The 17060-nt window shown below is 73.6% G+C and carries 15 protein-coding genes; 9 read left to right on the top strand and 6 right to left on the bottom strand.

All coding sequences use genetic code 11. The features are described from left to right. The 8 genes from HNR57_RS36700 to HNR57_RS36665 all read left to right on the top strand — a co-directional run. A partial coding sequence (locus HNR57_RS36700) for a thioester reductase domain-containing protein (RefSeq protein ID WP_184567313.1) occupies positions 1-4548 on the top strand: 4548 nt, incomplete at its 5' end. Between the two features lie 120 nt (positions 4549-4668). Beyond that, positions 4669-5166 carry a pyridoxamine 5'-phosphate oxidase family protein gene (locus HNR57_RS36695; RefSeq protein WP_184567311.1) on the top strand — a complete coding sequence of 166 codons (498 nt, stop codon included), beginning with the start codon at positions 4669-4671 and terminating at the stop codon, positions 5164-5166. A 129-nt stretch (positions 5167-5295) separates the two neighbouring features. Next, on the top strand, positions 5296-5820 hold the full coding sequence (locus tag HNR57_RS36690) for a hypothetical protein (RefSeq protein ID WP_184567309.1): 525 nt from the start codon (positions 5296-5298) through the stop codon (positions 5818-5820). Next, on the top strand, positions 5813-6853 hold the full coding sequence (locus HNR57_RS36685) for a hypothetical protein (protein ID WP_184567307.1): 1041 nt from the start codon (positions 5813-5815) through the stop codon (positions 6851-6853). Before HNR57_RS36690 ends, HNR57_RS36685 begins: the two co-directional genes overlap by 8 nt. A 694-nt stretch (positions 6854-7547) precedes the next feature. Next, complete coding sequence (locus HNR57_RS36680) at positions 7548-8609, top strand: peptidoglycan recognition protein family protein (protein WP_184567305.1); 1062 nt, start codon at positions 7548-7550, stop codon at positions 8607-8609. A 191-nt stretch (positions 8610-8800) separates the two neighbouring features. Further along, the gene (locus HNR57_RS36675) at positions 8801-9922 is read left to right on the top strand and encodes an acyltransferase family protein (RefSeq protein ID WP_184567303.1); all 1122 of its coding nucleotides are present in this window, start codon (positions 8801-8803) and stop codon (positions 9920-9922) included. A gap of 55 nt (positions 9923-9977) precedes the next feature. Further along, on the top strand, positions 9978-10202 hold the full coding sequence (locus tag HNR57_RS36670) for a hypervirulence associated TUDOR domain-containing protein (RefSeq protein ID WP_184567301.1): 225 nt from the start codon (positions 9978-9980) through the stop codon (positions 10200-10202). A 12-nt stretch (positions 10203-10214) separates the two neighbouring features. Beyond that, a complete protein-coding gene (locus tag HNR57_RS36665; protein ID WP_184567299.1) occupies positions 10215-10550 on the top strand; it encodes a DUF3140 domain-containing protein in 336 nt (111 codons plus the stop codon). On the opposite strand, the gene HNR57_RS36660 is transcribed toward HNR57_RS36665, so the two are convergent. The 5 genes from HNR57_RS36660 to HNR57_RS36640 all read right to left on the bottom strand — a co-directional run bounded on the left by HNR57_RS36660 (position 10551) and on the right by HNR57_RS36640 (position 14606). Next, complete coding sequence (locus HNR57_RS36660; protein WP_184567297.1) at positions 10551-10721, bottom strand: hypothetical protein; 171 nt, start codon at positions 10719-10721, stop codon at positions 10551-10553. A 211-nt stretch (positions 10722-10932) separates the two neighbouring features. Next, positions 10933-11163 (bottom strand): hypothetical protein, encoded by a 231-nt coding sequence (locus HNR57_RS36655; protein WP_184567295.1) that lies wholly within the window; start codon positions 11161-11163, stop codon positions 10933-10935. A gap of 387 nt (positions 11164-11550) precedes the next feature. Then, positions 11551-12573 (bottom strand): CNNM domain-containing protein, encoded by a 1023-nt coding sequence (locus tag HNR57_RS36650; protein ID WP_184567293.1) that lies wholly within the window; start codon positions 12571-12573, stop codon positions 11551-11553. Then, positions 12570-13913 carry a hemolysin family protein gene (locus HNR57_RS36645; RefSeq protein ID WP_184567285.1) on the bottom strand — a complete coding sequence of 448 codons (1344 nt, stop codon included), beginning with the start codon at positions 13911-13913 and terminating at the stop codon, positions 12570-12572. Before HNR57_RS36645 ends, HNR57_RS36650 begins: the two co-directional genes overlap by 4 nt. A gap of 189 nt (positions 13914-14102) precedes the next feature. Continuing rightward, positions 14103-14606, bottom strand: coding sequence for a MarR family winged helix-turn-helix transcriptional regulator (locus tag HNR57_RS36640; protein ID WP_184567283.1), 504 nt, complete (start codon positions 14604-14606; stop codon positions 14103-14105). A gap of 118 nt (positions 14607-14724) precedes the next feature. On the opposite strand from HNR57_RS36640, the gene HNR57_RS36635 reads away from it, so the two are divergent. Beyond that, on the top strand, positions 14725-15240 hold the full coding sequence (locus HNR57_RS36635; protein ID WP_184567281.1) for a YceI family protein: 516 nt from the start codon (positions 14725-14727) through the stop codon (positions 15238-15240). Positions 15241-15248: 8 nt separating this feature from the next. On the opposite strand, the gene HNR57_RS36630 is transcribed toward HNR57_RS36635, so the two are convergent. Further along, positions 15249-16943: a hypothetical protein gene (locus HNR57_RS36630; protein ID WP_184567329.1), complete on the bottom strand. Its 1695-nt coding sequence runs from the start codon at positions 16941-16943 to the stop codon at positions 15249-15251. Positions 16944-17060: the final 117 nt, after the last annotated feature.

Raw genomic sequence — 17060 nt, 5'->3', positions numbered from 1 at the left:
GTGGCGGGTCATTCGGTGGGGGAGTTGGTGGCTGCGCATGTGGCGGGGGTGATGGGTCTGGGTGAGGCTGCTCGTTTGGTGGCGGCGCGTGCGGGGTTGATGCAGGCGTTGCCGGCGGGGGGTGTGATGGTCGCGGTGGAGGCCTCGGAGGCCGAGGTGCTGGCGGCGATCGGTGATAGTGGTGACGCGGTGGGTGTGGCGGCCGTGAATGGTCCGTCGGCGGTGGTGATCTCGGGCGCGGATGACGGGGTGGAGGCGGTTTTGGCTGCTCTGCCGGGTCGGCGTACGCGTCGTCTTGAGGTGTCGCATGCGTTCCATTCGCCGTTGATGGACGGGATGTTGGAGGAGTTCCGTTCGGCTGCGAAGGAGGTGCGCTACGAGGCCCCCCGGATGGCTGTGGTCTCGACGGTGACCGGCCGGCTGGCCGAGGGTGAGGATCTGCGCTCGGCGGACTACTGGGTGACCCAGGTGCGGGAGGCGGTCCGCTACGCCGACGCCGTCACCACCCTGTACGACCAAGGGGTGCGGACCGTCGTCGAGATCGGCCCCGGCGGCGTCCTGACCGCCCTGGCGCAGACCGTCCTCGCGGACCGGGACGACGTCACCGTCCAGGCGCTCCAGCGGCCCGACCGGCCCGAACCGGCCGCGCTGGCCGACGGCATCGGCACCCTGCACGCCCGAGGCGTCCCCGTCGACTGGGAGGCGTTCTTCGCCGGCACCGGAGCCCGCCGAGTCCCCCTGCCCACCTACGCCTTCCAGCACCAGCGGTACTGGACCGACGCCCTGGCGGCCGGCCGCCGTGACGCCGGCGGGTTCGGACTGGACAGCACCGATCACCCCCTCATCGGCGCCGCGCTGTTCCCCGGCGACCGCGACGAGGCCCTGTTCACGACCCGCCTGTCGGCCCGCACGGACCAGTTCCTCGCCGCCCACACCGTCGCCGGGGAGACCGTCGTGCCCAGCGCGGTCCTCGCCGAACTGGCCGTCCGCGCCGGAGACGAGACGGGCTGCACGGCCGTGGACGAACTCGTCGTCGACACGCCTCTGGTCCTGCCCCGCGAAGGAGCCCTGCACCTCCAGGTCCGCGTCGGCGAACCGGATACCGAAGGCCTTCGCGTCCTCACCGTCCACGCCCGGCCCGACGAGCCCGACGCGTCCTGGACGCGCCACGCCCACGGACTGCTCAGCGACACACCGCTCGTCCCGCCGACGGACACCGAGCCGGCCACACCGTGGCCGCCGGCCGGCGCCGAACCGCTCCCGGGCACCGATGCGGACGGAGAACTCCTGGACCACGCAAGCGAGTTGTACGACCGCTTCGCCGCCGCCGGGGTGCGCTACGGACCCGCGTACCGAGGGCTCACGCGGATGTGGCGGCGCTCCGGCGAGCTGTTCGCCGAGGTGGCCCTGGCCTCCGACACCGACCCGCGCGCCGAGGGGTTCGGGCTGCACCCGGCCCTGTTGGAGGCCGCCCTGCAACCGCTGTACGCCGCCGGACCGCCCGGCCTGCCGTCCACCGCCGTGCGCTGGCGCGGTCTGCGTCTGTACGCCGTCGGCGCGGACACCCTCCGCGTGCACATCGCCCCGCTCCCCGGCACCGACGGCACCTACGCGGTGCGCCTGACCGACCCCGCGGGGCAGGTCGTCGCGGAGGCCGACGCCGTGACCGTCGGGCCCGTGCACGCCGCGGCGCTGCGGGCCGCCCGCTCCCGGCACCGCGACGCCCTCCACCACGTCGAGTGGATCGCCCGGCCCCTGCCCCCCGCCTCCCTGAGCTGGCTCACCCTCGGCACCGCCGGGGACCCGGACCTGCCCGCCGTCAGGGCCGCCGTGGAGGGCGAGCGCATCGGGGCCGTACGCCTCGACCTGACCACCCCCGCGGGACAGCCCGCGCAGGACGCCGTCAGGGACACCGTGGGCCGCGCCCTGTCCTGGGCGCGGCAGTGGCTCGCCGAGGAGGCCCTGGCCGCCACGCCGCTGGTCGTCGTGACCCGTGGCGCCGTGGCCGTCTCCGGCAGCGAGGACGTCACCGACCCCGCCGCCGCGGCCGCCTGGGGCCTGCTGCGCTCGGCACAGTCGGAGACGCCGGGACGCATCGTCCTGGTCGACGCGGACGGCGAGACCGGCCCGGACGCGCTGTCCGCCGTGGTCGCCGCGGGCGAACCGCAGGCCGCGATCCGCGGCGCCACCGCACCGGGCGGCACTCCCCGGATCCATGTGCCACGCCTGCTGCGCACCCCCGTGCCCGATGCCGGGGCCGAGGGTGCCCGCGCGGTGTGGGACCCCGACGGCACCGTCCTGATCACCGGCGGCACCGGATCGCTCGGCGCCCACTTCGCCCGCCACCTGGTCACGGCCCACGGCGTCCGCCACCTGCTGCTGGTCAGCAGGCGCGGCCCGGACTCCCCGGGCGCCGCCGAACTGAGCGCCGGACTGCGGGCCCTGGGCGCGTCCGTGACGGTGGCCGCCGCGGACGTCGCCGACCGCAGCGCTCTCGCGGGCGTCCTGGCCTCGGTGCCGGCCGCGCACCCGCTGCGCGGCGTCGTCCACACCGCGGGCGTCCTCGACGACGGCGTCATCGCCGCACAGACACCGCAGCGGCTCGACGCCGTACTGCGGCCCAAGGCGGACGCGGCCTGGGCCCTGCACGAGCTGACCCGGGACGCCGGCCTGACGGCGTTCGTGCTCTTCTCGTCCGTGGCCGCCGCCGTGGGCGGCCCCGGCCAGTCCATCTACGCCGCGGCCAACGCCCACCTGGACGCACTCGCCCAGCACCGCGCCGCCTCGGGCCTGCCGGCCACGTCCATCGCCTGGGGCCTGTGGGAGCAGGCGACCGGGCTGACGGGCGGGCTGACCGAGACGGACCTGAAGCGGATCGCCCGCAGCGGCTTCCGCACGGTCCCCCAGGAACTCGGCACGGCCCTGTTCGACCTCGCTCTGGACACCGGCCGCCCCTACCTCGTGGCCACCCCGCTCGACCTCCCCGTGCTGCGCAGCCAGCCGCAGGTTCCGGTGCTGCTGCGGTCGCTGGTGCGGGTGCCGGTGCGCGCCACGGCGCACGGCGCGGCCGACGCGGGCCCCGCGCTCGCCGACCGGCTCGCCGGACTCGACGAGGCCGCCCAGCACACGCTCGTCCTCGACGCCGTGTCGGCCGAGATCAGCCGGGTCCTCGGCCGCTCCGGCACGGTCGACCCCGAACGGCCCCTGCAGAGCAGCGGTTTCGACTCCCTCACCTCCGTCGAGCTGCGCAACCGGCTCGCCGCCGTCACCGGCCTGCGGCTGCCCGCCACCCTGGTCTTCGACCATCCGACGCCCCGGGCCCTGGCGGCGCACCTGCGCACCGAACTCCTCGCACCCCAGGGCGACATCGAGCCCGGCCCGGTCGTGGACTACGCCGCCGACCTCGACCTGCCCGCCGACATCCGCCCGGCCGACGAGGTCGTCCGCACCGTCACCGACCCGTCGGACATCCTGCTCACCGGCGCGAGCGGCTTCCTCGGCGCGTTCCTGGTGCGCGACCTGATGCGCACCACGACCGCCCGCCTGCACTGCCTGGTGCGCGGCGCCGACGACGCGGCGGCGTACGAGCGGCTGCGCTCCAGCCTCACCTGGTACCGCGTCTGGGACGAGATCGACGAGAGCCGGCTGCGCGTCCGCGCGGGGGACCTTGCCGAAGAGCGACTCGGCCTGGGCGAGGAGGAGTTCGACGGCCTCGCCCACACCGTCGACGCCGTCTACCACGCGGGCGCCACCGTGCACTGGCTCCACCCCTACGAGGCACTGCGCGCGGCCAACGTCCACGGCACCCGGGAGATCCTGCGCCTGGCGGCCCGCCACCGCACGGTCCCGGTGCACTACGTCTCCACCGTCGGTGTCTTCGACGGCCCGGTGACGCCCGGCGTCCCCCTGAAGGTGACCGACCCGACCGGCCCCGCCGAAGCCCTGCCCAGCGGCTACCTCCAGTCCAAGTGGGTCGCCGAACAACTCGTCGGCCTCGCCCGGGACCGGGGCCTGCCGGTGTCCGTGCACCGCGTCGACGTCATCTCCGGCGACACCCGCAACGGCGCCTGCCAGACCCGCGACTTCGTCTGGCTCAGCCTCAAGGGCCTTCTCCAGGCGCAGGCCGCGCCCGCCGGTGTCGGAGGCCGTTTCCACCTGCTGCCCGTGGACTACGTCAGCGCCGCCATCGTCGGCATCTCGAGGCGCGAACCGGCCGGCGGCACCTTCCACCTGTTCAACCGCAGCTCCCTGAGCCTCGCGGACTGCGTGTCGTACCTGCGGGAACTCGGCTACCGGCTCGACGAGACGGACCGGGAGCGGTGGAGCGCCGCGGTGCGGTCCGACCGGGACAACGCCCTGCTGCCCCTGCTGCACGCGTTCGAGATGATGACGTCCGACACCGACGGCTTCTATCCGCCGATCGACACCGCCGAGACCGAGGCGGCGCTCGCCGGAACGGACATCGCCTGCCCGCCCTTGACGCGTGAACTCTTCGCCAAGTACGTGGAGTTCTTCGTCCAGGAAGGACACTTCCCGCCCGCCCCCTGACCCGCGAGGTCCGTCGATCGGGCACCTCCGGCCGGCCGCCCGGCTGCTCTCCGTGAGCAGCCGGGCGGCCGGTCCCGTCCCCTCTCCGCCCCCTCCTCCGTCCGAATCCGAGGTATCGCCATGGGCGCCGCACAGGTGCGTTCGTTCTCCGAGATCGAGGCCGCCTTCGTCGAGTACGTCCAGCAGACCGTCTACTGCACGATGGTCACCGTCGACCGGCGCAACCGCCCCCGGGCCCGTGTCGTCCAGCCCGTCTGGGAGACCGTCGACGAGCGCCCCGTCGGGTGGCTGGCCGTGTTCCGCACCCCGGTGAAGGCCGCCCACCTGGCGCACAACCCCCACACGACCTATGCCTACTGGCACCCCCGCCAGGACGCGGTCTTCGTCGACAGTGTCTCCGCCTGGGTGCACGACCGGGACACCAAGCTGCGCGCCTGGGAGCTGTACCGCCGCAACAGCCCCCCGGGCGTCGGCTACGACCCGCACCTCTACTGGAGCGCCGGCCCCGACAGCCCCGACTACCATCTGCTGCGCATCGATCCCTGGCGCGTCCAGGTCCTGCGCGGCTCGGACCTGAGCAGCCGCATCTGGGCGGCCGACCCGCCGCCGCAGCCTTGAGCCCGTCTGTCCCGGCTGACGTTCCAGGGTCCCGGATGCCGGGCGCCCTGCCGGCCGGATTGCCCGGCACGATCCGCGTGCGGTTGGATCAGCGGACCGGCTGAACGAGGCACTGACCGAGGAGAGTTGATGGCGGCAGAGGGGGAACGGGCGGAGAGCACGTCCGAGGGCCATGTGATCGGAGGCGGCCATCACTTCACGACGGGCGGCGGCGTCGGGTGGAGTTCCGGGCCCACTCAGCCCCCGGACGAGCCCGTCGCCGAACTCCTCACCCTTCTCCGGGAAGTGCGGTCCGACCTCGAACGCCTGCAGAGTACGGACGAGATCGCCGCGCTCCGGGACGAGTGCGACGCGGTCGTGGCGGAGATCTCCGGGACGGGCTACGTCACACCGGGCCTCGTCGCCCGGCTCCGCACCCGTCTGCAGGCAGCGGAACCGGTCCTGCCGCCCCTGGCCTCCGTCGTCGGTCTCGTCCAGTCGCTCGCCCTGGTGGAGGGGCCCCTCGGCTCTCCGGAACCCGAAGGGCAGTGGCCGGTGAGCCGCAGGCCCGGCCGTGCGCGTCCCGGCGCGTACGGAACACCGGCGGGCCACACCCCGCCCGGCCCCAGCACCGGTTCGGACGACGACGAATGGCCCGACCCGGCCGATGGGTGACATCGCCAAGGGCGTGCTGGGCGGGGCCTGGACGCTGCTGGTGGGCTGGATCCTGCCCACCGCGCTGAACCTGGCCGTCTTCCTGCTCGCCGTCGCCCCGAGCCTTCGTGGCCTCGGCCCGCTCGACCGGCTGCGCGGCGCGGGCGGTCTCGGCACCGGCCTCTCCCTGCTGACCGGCGCGCTGCTGCTCGGCCTGGTCGCCAACGCCTGCCAGAACGCGCTCTACCGGCTCCTGGAGGGCTACCTGCTGTGGCCGTCCCGGGCCTTCGAAGCGGGCTGCCGGCGCAGTCGCCGCAGCCGGGCGTTCCTCGCGGACCGGCTGACCGTGCTCCGCCTGGAGCGCCGCCGGGCCGAGCGGGGGCCGCTGCGGACCGAGGACGCGCAGGAACTCTCCAGGCTGCTGGCCGACCCGCGGCTCGCCCGGGCCGCCGAGCTGGACCGGCGCCGTACCGCCGTCCAGCGCGGTCTGCTGCGGGAGCGGTTCGCCCGGTTCCCGATCGCCGACGACCAGATCGCCCCGACCCGGCTCGGGAACGCCATCCGCCGCTTCGAGGAGTACGGCTGGGACCGCTACCGCCTCGACACCCAGCTGCTGTGGAACGAACTCACCGGCTGCGTCCCGGACCAGATCCGCCGCCAGAGCGAACTCGCCCGCGCCAGCGTCGACTTCTTCGTCGCCCTGCTGTCCGGCCATGTCGCCGTCGCCCTGGCGGCCGCTCTCGCCCTGGCGGCCGGCGACAAGCCGGACCGCCTCGCCCTGCTGAGCACCCTCGTCGTACTCGCCGCGCTCGTGCCGGTCTGGTACCGGTCGGCGGTCACCGCCACCGACGAGTGGGCAGCCGCCGTCCGCGCCCTGGTCAACACCGGCCGCAAACCCCTCGCCGCCTCCCTCGGCCTCGCCCTCCCGCAGACCCTCGCCGCGGAACGCGACATGTGGACGATGGTGTCCCGGCTCTCCCGCATCCCGTACCACGAGCGCGCCGCCGCCCTGGACGCCTACCGCGCGGAACCCACCACGACGGACCCCGCCTGACCCCCAGTACCCGCGGACGACCGTCGAAATCCGGTCGTCCACGAGGGCCGGCCGAGCCTGGGGTACGGCCCTGGACGACGCCCCGGCCGGGCCGCTGAAGGTGATCAGTCTGTGCGCCGGGGACGGCAGGGACCTCCTCCACGTCCTCGCCGGGCACCCCCGGCGCCACGACGTGCGGGCGCGACTGGTCGAACTGGACCCCCGCAACGCCGAGGCGGCCTCCGCCGCGGCGCGCCGGGCGCACCTGGACGGGGCCGAGGTGGTGACGGGTGAGGCCTCGCTCGTCGACCGGTACCGGGACCGGCCCCCGCCGATCTCGTCCTGGTCCGCGGAGTGTTCGGCAGCATCACCGATCCCGGCATCGAGCGGACCATCGGCGCCTGCGCCCGGCCCTGCCGGACCGGCGGCACCGTCGCCCGGACCCGGCACCGCGGCGAGCCCGACCGGGTGCCGCTGATGGTGCGGCGACGTCGTATTCGCGCCGATTTTTCGGACGTGGCCCCCGGCGAGGTGAGCGACGGGGCGAGCGGCGGAAGAATGATAAGGGCCTGGAACGGCACACCCGGAACCCGCGGGCGGAACGATCCGCCGAACCCGCGCCGCCGCCGGGCGAGCTCCGAGAGCAGGCACGCCCCCCGATGTGATCGGACCGTCTTCAGACCGGCACGGACGCGCCGGAACGGAGGACTGACTCATGGCCACTCCGCTCACCGCCGCCCGGCTCGTCGCCGCGCTGAAAGCCGAGGGCTGCGCCGTTCGCGAAGTCGCCGGCTGGCGCACCAACAACCGCAACCACAAGGGCCCTTGGGGCCCGGTGCACGGCGTGATGATCCACCACACCGTCACCGGCTCCGGCACGGACGTCGTCGGGCTGATCTTCCACGGACACAGCGCCCTGCCCGGCCCGCTCGCCACCGGATGCATCACCAAGGACGGCGTCGTCCACCTCACCGGAAACGGCCGGGCCAACCACGCCGGCGGCGGCGACCGCGACGTGCTCGACGCCGTCATCGGCGAGTCGTACGGCACGTATCCGCCCCCGACGCACGAGCACGACGGATCGGCCGGCGCGGTCGACGGCAACGCCCGGTTCTACGGCTGGGAGTGCGAGAACAGGGGCGACGGCAAGGACCCGTGGCCGCCCACCCAGTACCTCGCGATGGTCAAGGCCACCGCCGCGATCTGCCGCGCGCACGGCTGGGGCCACAAGAGCGCCGTCGGCCACCTGGAATGGAGCGACTGGAAGGTCGACCCGCGCGGATTCGACATGGCCGGCTTCCGCCGTGACGTCGCCGACGCCCTGGCCCTCCCGGCGGGCCGGTGGGAAGGAGAGGACCCCATGCCCCAGTACGTCAACCTCGGTGTCGCCGGTGAGTACCAGCTCGCGCCCGGCGCCTGGGACTCGGTCGAGTTCACAGCGGAGTGGACCGACGAGACCGGCCACCACGCCACCGCCGGAAGCGTGTTCGCCCGGGGCCCCGCCCGGTTCAGCGGCACCGTCAGCCTCCACATCGACGGTCTGCCGGCGGGGGCGGTCGTGCAGGCGCGCATGTCGGAGTACGAGGGCGACGAGCACCGGGTGGACCACCCGATCCACGAGATCGCCGGGACCGGCGGCGGCAGCTTCGTGGTCGTGCCCGTGACCAAGCGGCTCGCCGCCGGGCGCAGCATGCGGGTGCGGCTGCTGAACCAGGCCGCCGTCCCCGTCACCGTCGTGAGCGCCGTACTGACCGCGCTGGTGTGGAAGGAGACCTGAACACGGCCCTCCGGGAGACGATCGCCCGCCCGCGTACGTATACCCGGGCATGCACCGAAGCGAGCCACGGCCGTTACGAGTTGAACGAACGCACGGCCCTGTGATTAGGGTGCGGGCGATGTTCTGCGCGCACCCCTCTCCCTTACTCCCGGCCGCAAGAGGCACCCGCCTCCGTCGTTGCGGGAGGTCCCGTGAGTGACACGGTGACCGCGGCCCGCCCCGGGGCCGAAGTGACACGGGCGACGGGGACGAAGGAGCAGGACGCGGCGCCCCGCCTCGCCCGGCAGCGGGACGCGTTCTTCGACAACGCCAAGTACCTCGCGATCGTGCTGGTGGCCGTAGGACACGCCTGGGAGCCACTGCGCCAGGGCAGCAGGGCGGTCACCGCCCTCTACATGCTCGTCTACGCCTTCCACATGCCGGCGTTCATCATCGTCTCCGGCTACTTCTCCCGCACCTTCGACGGCAGCCCCGCCCGGCTCAGGCGCCTGCTCACCGGCCTCGTCGTCCCGTACGTGGTGTTCGAGACGGCGTACACCCTGTTCACCCGCTGGACCAGCCAGGACCCCGGCCGTCCGGTCAGCCTGCTGGATCCCCTGTACCTCACCTGGTTCCTCGCGGCGCTGTTCGTCTGGCGGCTGACCACGCCCCTGTGGCGGCTGGTGCGGTGGCCGCTCCCGCTCGCCCTGGCCGTCGCGATGCTCGCGACGACGGCACCGTCCATCGGTCACGACCTCGATCTGCAGCGCACCCTGCAGTTCCTGCCCTACTTCGTGTTCGGTCTGCTGCTGCGGCCCGAGCACTTCCGGCTGGTACGGCGGCGCGCGGCGCGGATCCTCGCCGTGCCGGTGGCCGCCTGCGCCCTGGCGGTGGCGTACTGGGCGGTCCCGCGGATGGACTACGCCTGGTTCTTCCACGCCGACACAGCCCCGGAGCTGGGCGTCCCCCTCTGGTACGGGCCCGTGATGACCCTGGCCGCCTTCGGCTGCTCCCTCGTCCTGGTCGGCTGCTTCCTGGCCTGGGTGCCCGGGCGCCGGACCTGGTTCACCGTGCTGGGCGCCGGCACCCTGTGCGGCTACCTGCTGCACGGCTTCGTCGCGCAGGCCGCGAAGCACTGGGGCTGGTACGAGCCGGCCTGGGTCCACGGCCCCGCCGGCCTGGCCGCCGCCACCCTGGTCGCCGCCGTGACCGTCACTGGCCTGTGCACGCCGTCCGTACGGCTGATCTTCCGTCCCGTGACGGAACCCGGCATGGCGTGGGCCTTCCGCGGCACGGCCGCCACCCGGACCGGTGCCCGCCGGGCTGCGCCCTGACCACGCAGCCCGCACGCTGGAGAGACAGCACACGTCTCCGCGAGGGAGCACCGGCATGGCGAAGGGCCGCAGCGAGGGCGGGAAGCCGAAGAAGGGCGACAAGGTCACCTGGAGCAGTCACGGCAGGCGGACCGAGGGCCAGGCCGAGAAGGAGATCACCGAACGGACCGAGGCGTCGGGCCGCACGGTCGACGCCTCACCGGACGACCCGCAGTACGAGGTACGCAGCGACAAGTCCGGCAGGACCGCGGTGCACAGACCGTCCGCGCTCAAGAAGTAGAAGTGAGGCGGCGTGGACGGCGAGGAGCGCGAGGAGACCTGGAACGACTTCCGTGAGCTGGTGAACATGACACCGGCGGACCTGGAGAAGTGGCTGGAGTCCGACGACTCGCGAAACGCCGGGCAGCACCAGGACGGGGGCGAGTCCACCGGGCACGCCTCCGGCCGGCGGATCGTGGCGATCCTGCGGGCCGAGAAGGGCGACCTCACGGACGACGACTACCGGCACATGCGCAAGGTCGTGGGCTACGTCCGCCGCCATCAGGCCCAGCGGCCCTCCGGGGACGTCCGGGACACGCGGTGGCGGTACTCCCTGATGAACTGGGGCCACGACCCGCTGGACGGGTGATCAGCGCGCGCCGGTCTCCTGCGGGGGCGCGGCGACACCGTTCAGTGCCTGGCTCATCTGGTGCTGGGTCTCTTCGGCCAGCACCCGGGCCTCCTCGACGACGTCACCCCGTTCGCGTATGAGGCTCTCGTAGATCGGCAGTTCTTCGGTTCGGGTCGAGTCGGATGTCACAGCGGGTTCCAATCGGTTTGCAGCCGGGATCTGAGGGGTCCGAGTAAGTCTGCGTCACGGCCCCTCACCGCGTTACCCACCCCCGTGGAGTCCAGATTTCCGTCACGTACTTCGCAAATTCCTCACGTTTGCGATCCGTGCCGGGGCACCGCCGCACACAGCCGAAAGGGCCCCGGGAATCGCTTCCCGGGGCCCTGTGGCGCGGAGGTCGTCAGAGCGACGTCGTCTGGACGCCCGCGTGCCCGCCCGCAGCCGCGCCCTCCGGCGAGAGGGTCCCCTGCAGGGCGGCGCAGGCCTCGCCGGTCAGGGGGCCGACCAGGCCGGCGGAGAGGCCGCCGACGAGGCCCGCGGAGACATCGACGCCGCCCGCGTTGCCACCGGCAACGGTGTCCAGGTCGGCGTCGGAGAGCTCGGCGGTGGCGACCCGAGAGGTGAGGTTCATGGGGGTGTTTCCCTTCGCGTGAATGTCTCGCAGTGGCGGTGAGCGCGAGTGACGCCGGAATCAGGGAACCAGCTCCCGTCCCGGCTGCTCCCGCCGTGCGCAGGATCAAAACACTCCCCGGAGAGGAGAGCCAACCGCCCTGTGGCGATACGCGGCTCCCTCCGACGGCCGTCTTCACCGCTGTGACGACGGGGTCACCGGATGCGCCCACTCCTTCACACAGCCCGTCGCCCGGCCGGGTGCGGGAGTATTGCGCCCCGATTCCCGAAGCGGGCACTTCACCTCCAAGCTCCCCCGACGGGGCCGGGACCCGCGGGCGGGCCGGGCGGCGCGCCGCCTCCCGGCCCGAGGTGTGCAGATGTGCTGGAGGTTCGGGCCCCGTCCCCGTCAGGCCGCCGCGGCCGGCTGCATCAGACGGGCCAGCAGGTCGTCCAGAGTGACCAGGCCGGTGAGCCGGCCGGAGCCGTCGCGCACCACGGCCAGGGAGGCCCGGCGGCGGCGCAGCACCTCGATCGCGTCGGCGACCGTGGCGGTCTCCGCCAGCTCCGGCACCGGCCGGGCGAGGTCCCGCGCGGTCGTGGCCCGGCCCCGGGCCCGCGCCACCAGGGCGTCCCGGGCGTGCACCGAGCCGAGGACGGCGCCGTTCTCCCGGACCAGCAGCCGGGTGCGGTCGTGCTCGGCGGCGAAGCGCAGCAGCGCCTCGACGTCCGCGCCGCCCTCGGCCCAGGTGATCTCGGCGGCCGGGATCCGCAGCGCGGCGACCGGTGTCTCCGGCTCGGTCAGCGAGCGGGTCAGCAGTTCCGAGTCGGTCGCGCTGATCAGGCCCAGCCGCTCCGACTCCTCCACCAGGTGCGTCAGCTGCTCCCGGTTGTGCACCGAGGCCAGATCGTCGCGCGGGGCGACCCGGCACAGCCGCACCAGGGCATTGCTCACCGCGTTGAGCAGCCGGATCAGCGGACGCACGGCCCGCACCACGGCCCGGAAGGGCGGCGACAGCAGCATCGCCGAACGCTCGGGGTGGGCGATCGCCCAGGACTTGGGCGCCATCTCGCCGACCACCATGTGCAGGAACACCACCACGACCATCGCCACGGCGAAGGCGACGCCGTAGCTGACGGCACTGGGCAGGCCCAGCGTGTGCAGCAGCGGGTCGAGCTCGTGCGAGATCGCCGGCTTGGACACCGAGCCGAGGCCCAGCGTGCACACGGTGATGCCCAGCTGGGCGCCGGCCAGCATCAGCGACAGCTCGCGCATGCCGGCCAGGGCCGCTGCGGCGCCGCGCCGCCCGTCGGCCGCCGCCTTCTCCATGCGGTGCCGTTTGGCGGCGACGAGAGCGAACTCGGCCGCGACGAAGAAGCCGCTGCCGATCAGCAGCAGCACGGTCACGAAGACCGCCATCGGGAAACTCACGCCATCTCCTCGGCTTCCACGGCCTCCACGAGCGGGCTGATCCGGACCCGGTCGGCCACGTGCCGGTCCAGCGTGCGGACGTCGATCACGGCCCGGCCGCCCCCGGGCAGCCCGACCGTGACGCGGTCGCCGACCGTCGGGAAGCGGCCGAGCCGGTCCACGACCAGGCCGGCCACGGTGTCGTAGTCGTCGTCCTCCGGCAGCCGGACACCGGTCGCCTCGGCCACCTCGTCCACCCGGCGGCCGGCGTCCACCAGCCATCCGTCGCCGTCCGCGACGGCGAGCAGGGTGACCTTGTCGGACTCGTCGGCGATGTCACCGACCAGTTCCTCGGCGATGTCCTCGTACGTGACGATGCCCGCCACGCCGCCGTGCTCGTCGAGGACGACCGCGAACTCGTCGTCCTGCTCCCGCATCCGCGCCACCGCGTCGGGCAGCGCGAGGGTGTCCGGCAGCAGCAGGGGCCGCCGGGCCACCTCTCCGGCCCGCGAGCCGGCCATGCGGGCGGCGGGCAGCGCCATCAGCTCGCGCACGCCCAGCACGCCCACGATGTCGTCCGGGTGGTCGCCGAGGACCGGGTAGTTGGAGTGGCCGTGCCGGGCGATCAGGCCGACCGCCTCCTCGGCGCCGGCGTCCTTGCGCACGAACACGGCGTCCGCGCGCGGCACCATCACCTCGTCGAGGGTGCGCTCGGAGAACTCCAATGCGTGGTCGAGCAGCGCGGCGGTGTCCTCGGGCAGCTCGCCCCGCTCGTGGGACTCGCCGATCAGATGGCCGAGCTCCTCCAGCGTGGCGCCGTGGTGCAGTTCCTCGACGGGCTCGATCCCGGCCTTGCGCAGCAGCCGGTCGGCCGCGCCGTCGAAGATCCGCACGAGGGGTCCGACGACCTTCAGGTACGCCAGGGTGGACGGGGCCAGCGCCTTCGCCAGCCGCTCGGGCACGGCGATCGCGAGGTTCTTCGGGGCGAGTTCGCCCAGCACCATCTGCACGACCGTGGCCAGCGTGAAGGCGAGCACGACGGCGATGCCGCCGACGGCCGCGTCCGGCAGGCCGAGCCCCGACAGGGCGGGCCTGAGCAGGGCGGACACCGACGGTTCGGCGATGAAGCCGACCACCAGCCCGGTGACGGTGATGCCGAGCTGCGCGCCGGACAGCATGAACGACAGCCGCTCCAGCACCTTCAGGGCGCCGGCCGCCCGGCGGTCCCCGGCCTCGGCCTCACGCGCGAGGGTGAGCCGGTCGGCGGAGACGTAGGCGAACTCCTGGGCGACGAAGTAGCCGGTGCCGGCGGTCAGCACGAACACGGCGAGCAGGCCCAGCAGGGCCTCTGCGGCACTCATCCGACACCACCCCGCCGTGTGCCGCGATCACTGGTGCCGTGGCGGGATGGTCGGGGACTGTGCCCCGGAGGGTCCGTCGGTCTGGCGGACAAGAACGTGCTCCTTCAGGTGTCGTGTGTCTCCGCTACAACGCGCGTCACCGCGCCGGTGTTCCCGGATTCTACGACCGTGTAGATGAAGCCGCCCGGCTCACTCCGGCCGCGACTCCTCCACGAGATCCGGCACCAGCCCCCGCATCGCCGCGCACTGGTCCGGCCCCATGAAGCGGGCCAGGGACTCGGTGACCGTCTCGGCGAGCGGGGCGGAGGCCTCTTTCAGCAGGTCGCGTGCCTTGTCCGTGAGGGCGACCTCGACGCCCCGCTTGTCGCCGCAGACCGACCTGCGGGTGACGAGGCCGGCGTGCTGGAGGCAGGCGATCTGGTAGGTCAGGCGGGTCTTGGGACGGCCCAGGAGCTCCGCGATCCGCGTCATGCGCAGACCGCCTTCGGGCTGCTCCGCGAGCAGGCACAGAACCAGGAACTCGTCGTGCGAGACGTCCAGCTTCTCCTTCACGACCGCGCGCAGCCGCTGCTCCACCGCCCCGGTCGCCGCCAGCAGCAGCATCCAGGCGCGCAGTTCGGCGGGCAGCAGCCCGCCTCCGCCGAGGGACGGGCATTCGGGCAGGTCGGTGGGGTGCTCCTCGGGCTCGGCCATGGTGTCGAGTCTACCTGTCGTCCAAATTTGGAGCAGATGGTTGTTCAAGTTTGGATTAGCCGCTAGCGTGCCGTGCAGCAGTCATCCAAATTTGAACGACACCTCAAGGAGAACGATCATGACCGTCGCCGTGGAAACCGGACAGTGGCAGCTCGACGCGACCGCCTCGACCGTCGGCATCCGGCACAAGACCATGTGGGGCCTGGTCACCGTGAAGGGCACCTTCGGCGCCGTCAGCGGCACGGGTGAGGTCCGGCCCGACGGGTCCGCCGTCGGCACCCTGACCTTCGACGTCGCCTCCCTGGACACCGGGCACGCCAAGCGCGACACCCACCTGAGGTCGGAGCACTTCTTCGACGCCGGCCACCACCCCGAGATCACCTTCGCGGCCCGCAGCGCCGAACTCCGCGACGGTGACCGGGTGCACGTCATCGGCCAGCTGACCGTGCGCGGCATCAGCAGGCCGCTGTCCCTGGACGCGCGCGTGACGGACCGGGACGCCGCGGGCCTCACCCTGGACACCGAGTTCACCGTGGACCGCGAGCAGTTCGGCATGGGCTGGAACCAGCTGGGCATGATCCGCGGCCGTGCCACGGTCGCCGCCACCCTCCGCTTCACCCGGGCCACGGCCTGACGCCGCCGTCAGTCCGCCCCGCCGCGCACGGCGTCCTGCACATCCGTGCTCGACAGGGTCTGCGGCGACGCCGTGAACGCGCGCAGGCGGATCCGGACGCCCGGCCGGGGCAGCGTGAAGCGGCCCGCGGGCGGCCGGAGTTCGTAGCGGGCGGTGCTGTGCGCGGGCAGGGCGCGCGGGCCCCTGACCACCCGCCAGTACGGGTCCATGCCCTGCCCGGTGGTCAGCGTGAAGTGCGGGCTGAGGGCCGTGTCGCCGGTGTTGGTGACCTTCAGGGCGAGGCGCGAGACGGTGGTCGCGGTGGTGTGCCGGGCCGCCGTGACCCGCATCCGCAGGGGCGGTGTGCCCGCCGCCGCCACGCCCGCGGCGGCCAGCGCCGGCGCCACCAGCAGGACCGTCGCGGCGATACGCGCCGGGCGGCGCCGCGGCCCGGACAACAGGCCCGCCAGCGGGCGCGGACGCGGCTGCCACGCCCCGGCGAACGCCGGCGCCGGAGCGGTCACCGCCGCCGCCAGCCACAACGGCGTCATCAGCAGGTAGTAGCCGTCCTGCGACCGGGTCGCCAGATAGAAGGCGCACCAGGGCAGCACGGCCGCCGCCGGGCCCAGCCGCCGTACGAACAGCACGAACAGCGCGAGCAGCCCGGCGAGGAGCAGCAGACTCGCGCGGGAGTACCAGTCGATCCGGTCGCTGCCGTCCGTCAGATACAGCGAGATGCCGATCACGCCCTGGCCGTGCAGCACCGCCCCCTGGGTGAGCGGCAGGGCGATCCCCGTGAGCCAGCGGCCCGGCTCGCTCACCACGAAGTACGCGTTGACCAGCAGCCACCCGCCGGCCGCGACCCCGGCGAACCGCGCCACCACCAGCGCCGCCGCCCGCCCGCCCAGCTCACCGCGCCGCACCGCGTAGATCCCGGCCAGCAGGAACGGCGCCAGGAACCACGGCAGTTGCTGCGCCGCGCACGCCAGCCCCAGACACGCGGCCCGCGCCAGACCCGCCGCCCCGAGCCGTCCACCCTCGCCGGTCCGGGTCCAGCGCACCACCACCGGCACCAGCAGCGCCAGCGCCACGATCGCCGGGTAACCGAGCCGCCCGTACGACGGAAGCATCCCGAAGCCCAGGCACACCAGGGTCGCCGCGGAGCGCCACGGGGTCGGCAGCATCCGCCACAGCGCGACCGTCCCGGCGATCAGCGCGCCCGTGCTCACGGCCGTCGCCGGAGTGCCGCCGTGGCCCAGCCACAGCAGCGGCACCGCCAGCAGCGGCGCCAGCGGCGGATAGCCGTAGGTCAGGTCGTAGCCGCCGGTCACCGTCGGGGTGAGGGCGACACCGTGACCGAACAGCCAGGGCCACGGCTGCCCGTACATGGGGTGCCCCACGGCCAGTTCCCGCGCCGCCTGGGTGGTGAGCAGGGCCTCGTCGGAGCCGTTGTGGAGCATGATCCACGCGCACAGGGTGAGCGTCACGCCCGTCACCAGCACGCAACTGTCCACCCGGGCCAGCGACCGGGCCCGGCGGACGACCAGGGCCAGCACCCCGCACACCAGGATCGAGGCGTAGCACAGCGAGATCACCCCGGCCACGGCCGGACGGTGACCGGCCGCCGACGTCCACACCGCCCGCGTACCGATCAGCAGGCCGATGTCGGCGAGCAGGGTCAGGACGCGGTGCCACTGGGCCGGGGGAGCCGGCGGTGCCGGCACCGCGGACTGCGTGCGCGGGCCGGGCACGACCAGCGTCGTTTCTGCCGAATACACACCGAAGGACGCTAATCGCCGCCGGTGAGCGGGACTCGGAGGGAGGTGATGATTCCGGTGTGA

This window comes from Streptomyces paradoxus, assembly GCF_014202475.1.
GTDB lineage: Bacteria > Actinomycetota > Actinomycetes > Streptomycetales > Streptomycetaceae > Streptomyces > Streptomyces paradoxus.
Note: the sequence above shows the minus strand (reverse complement) of the source record. Positions and strands in the feature narration are given on the sequence as shown.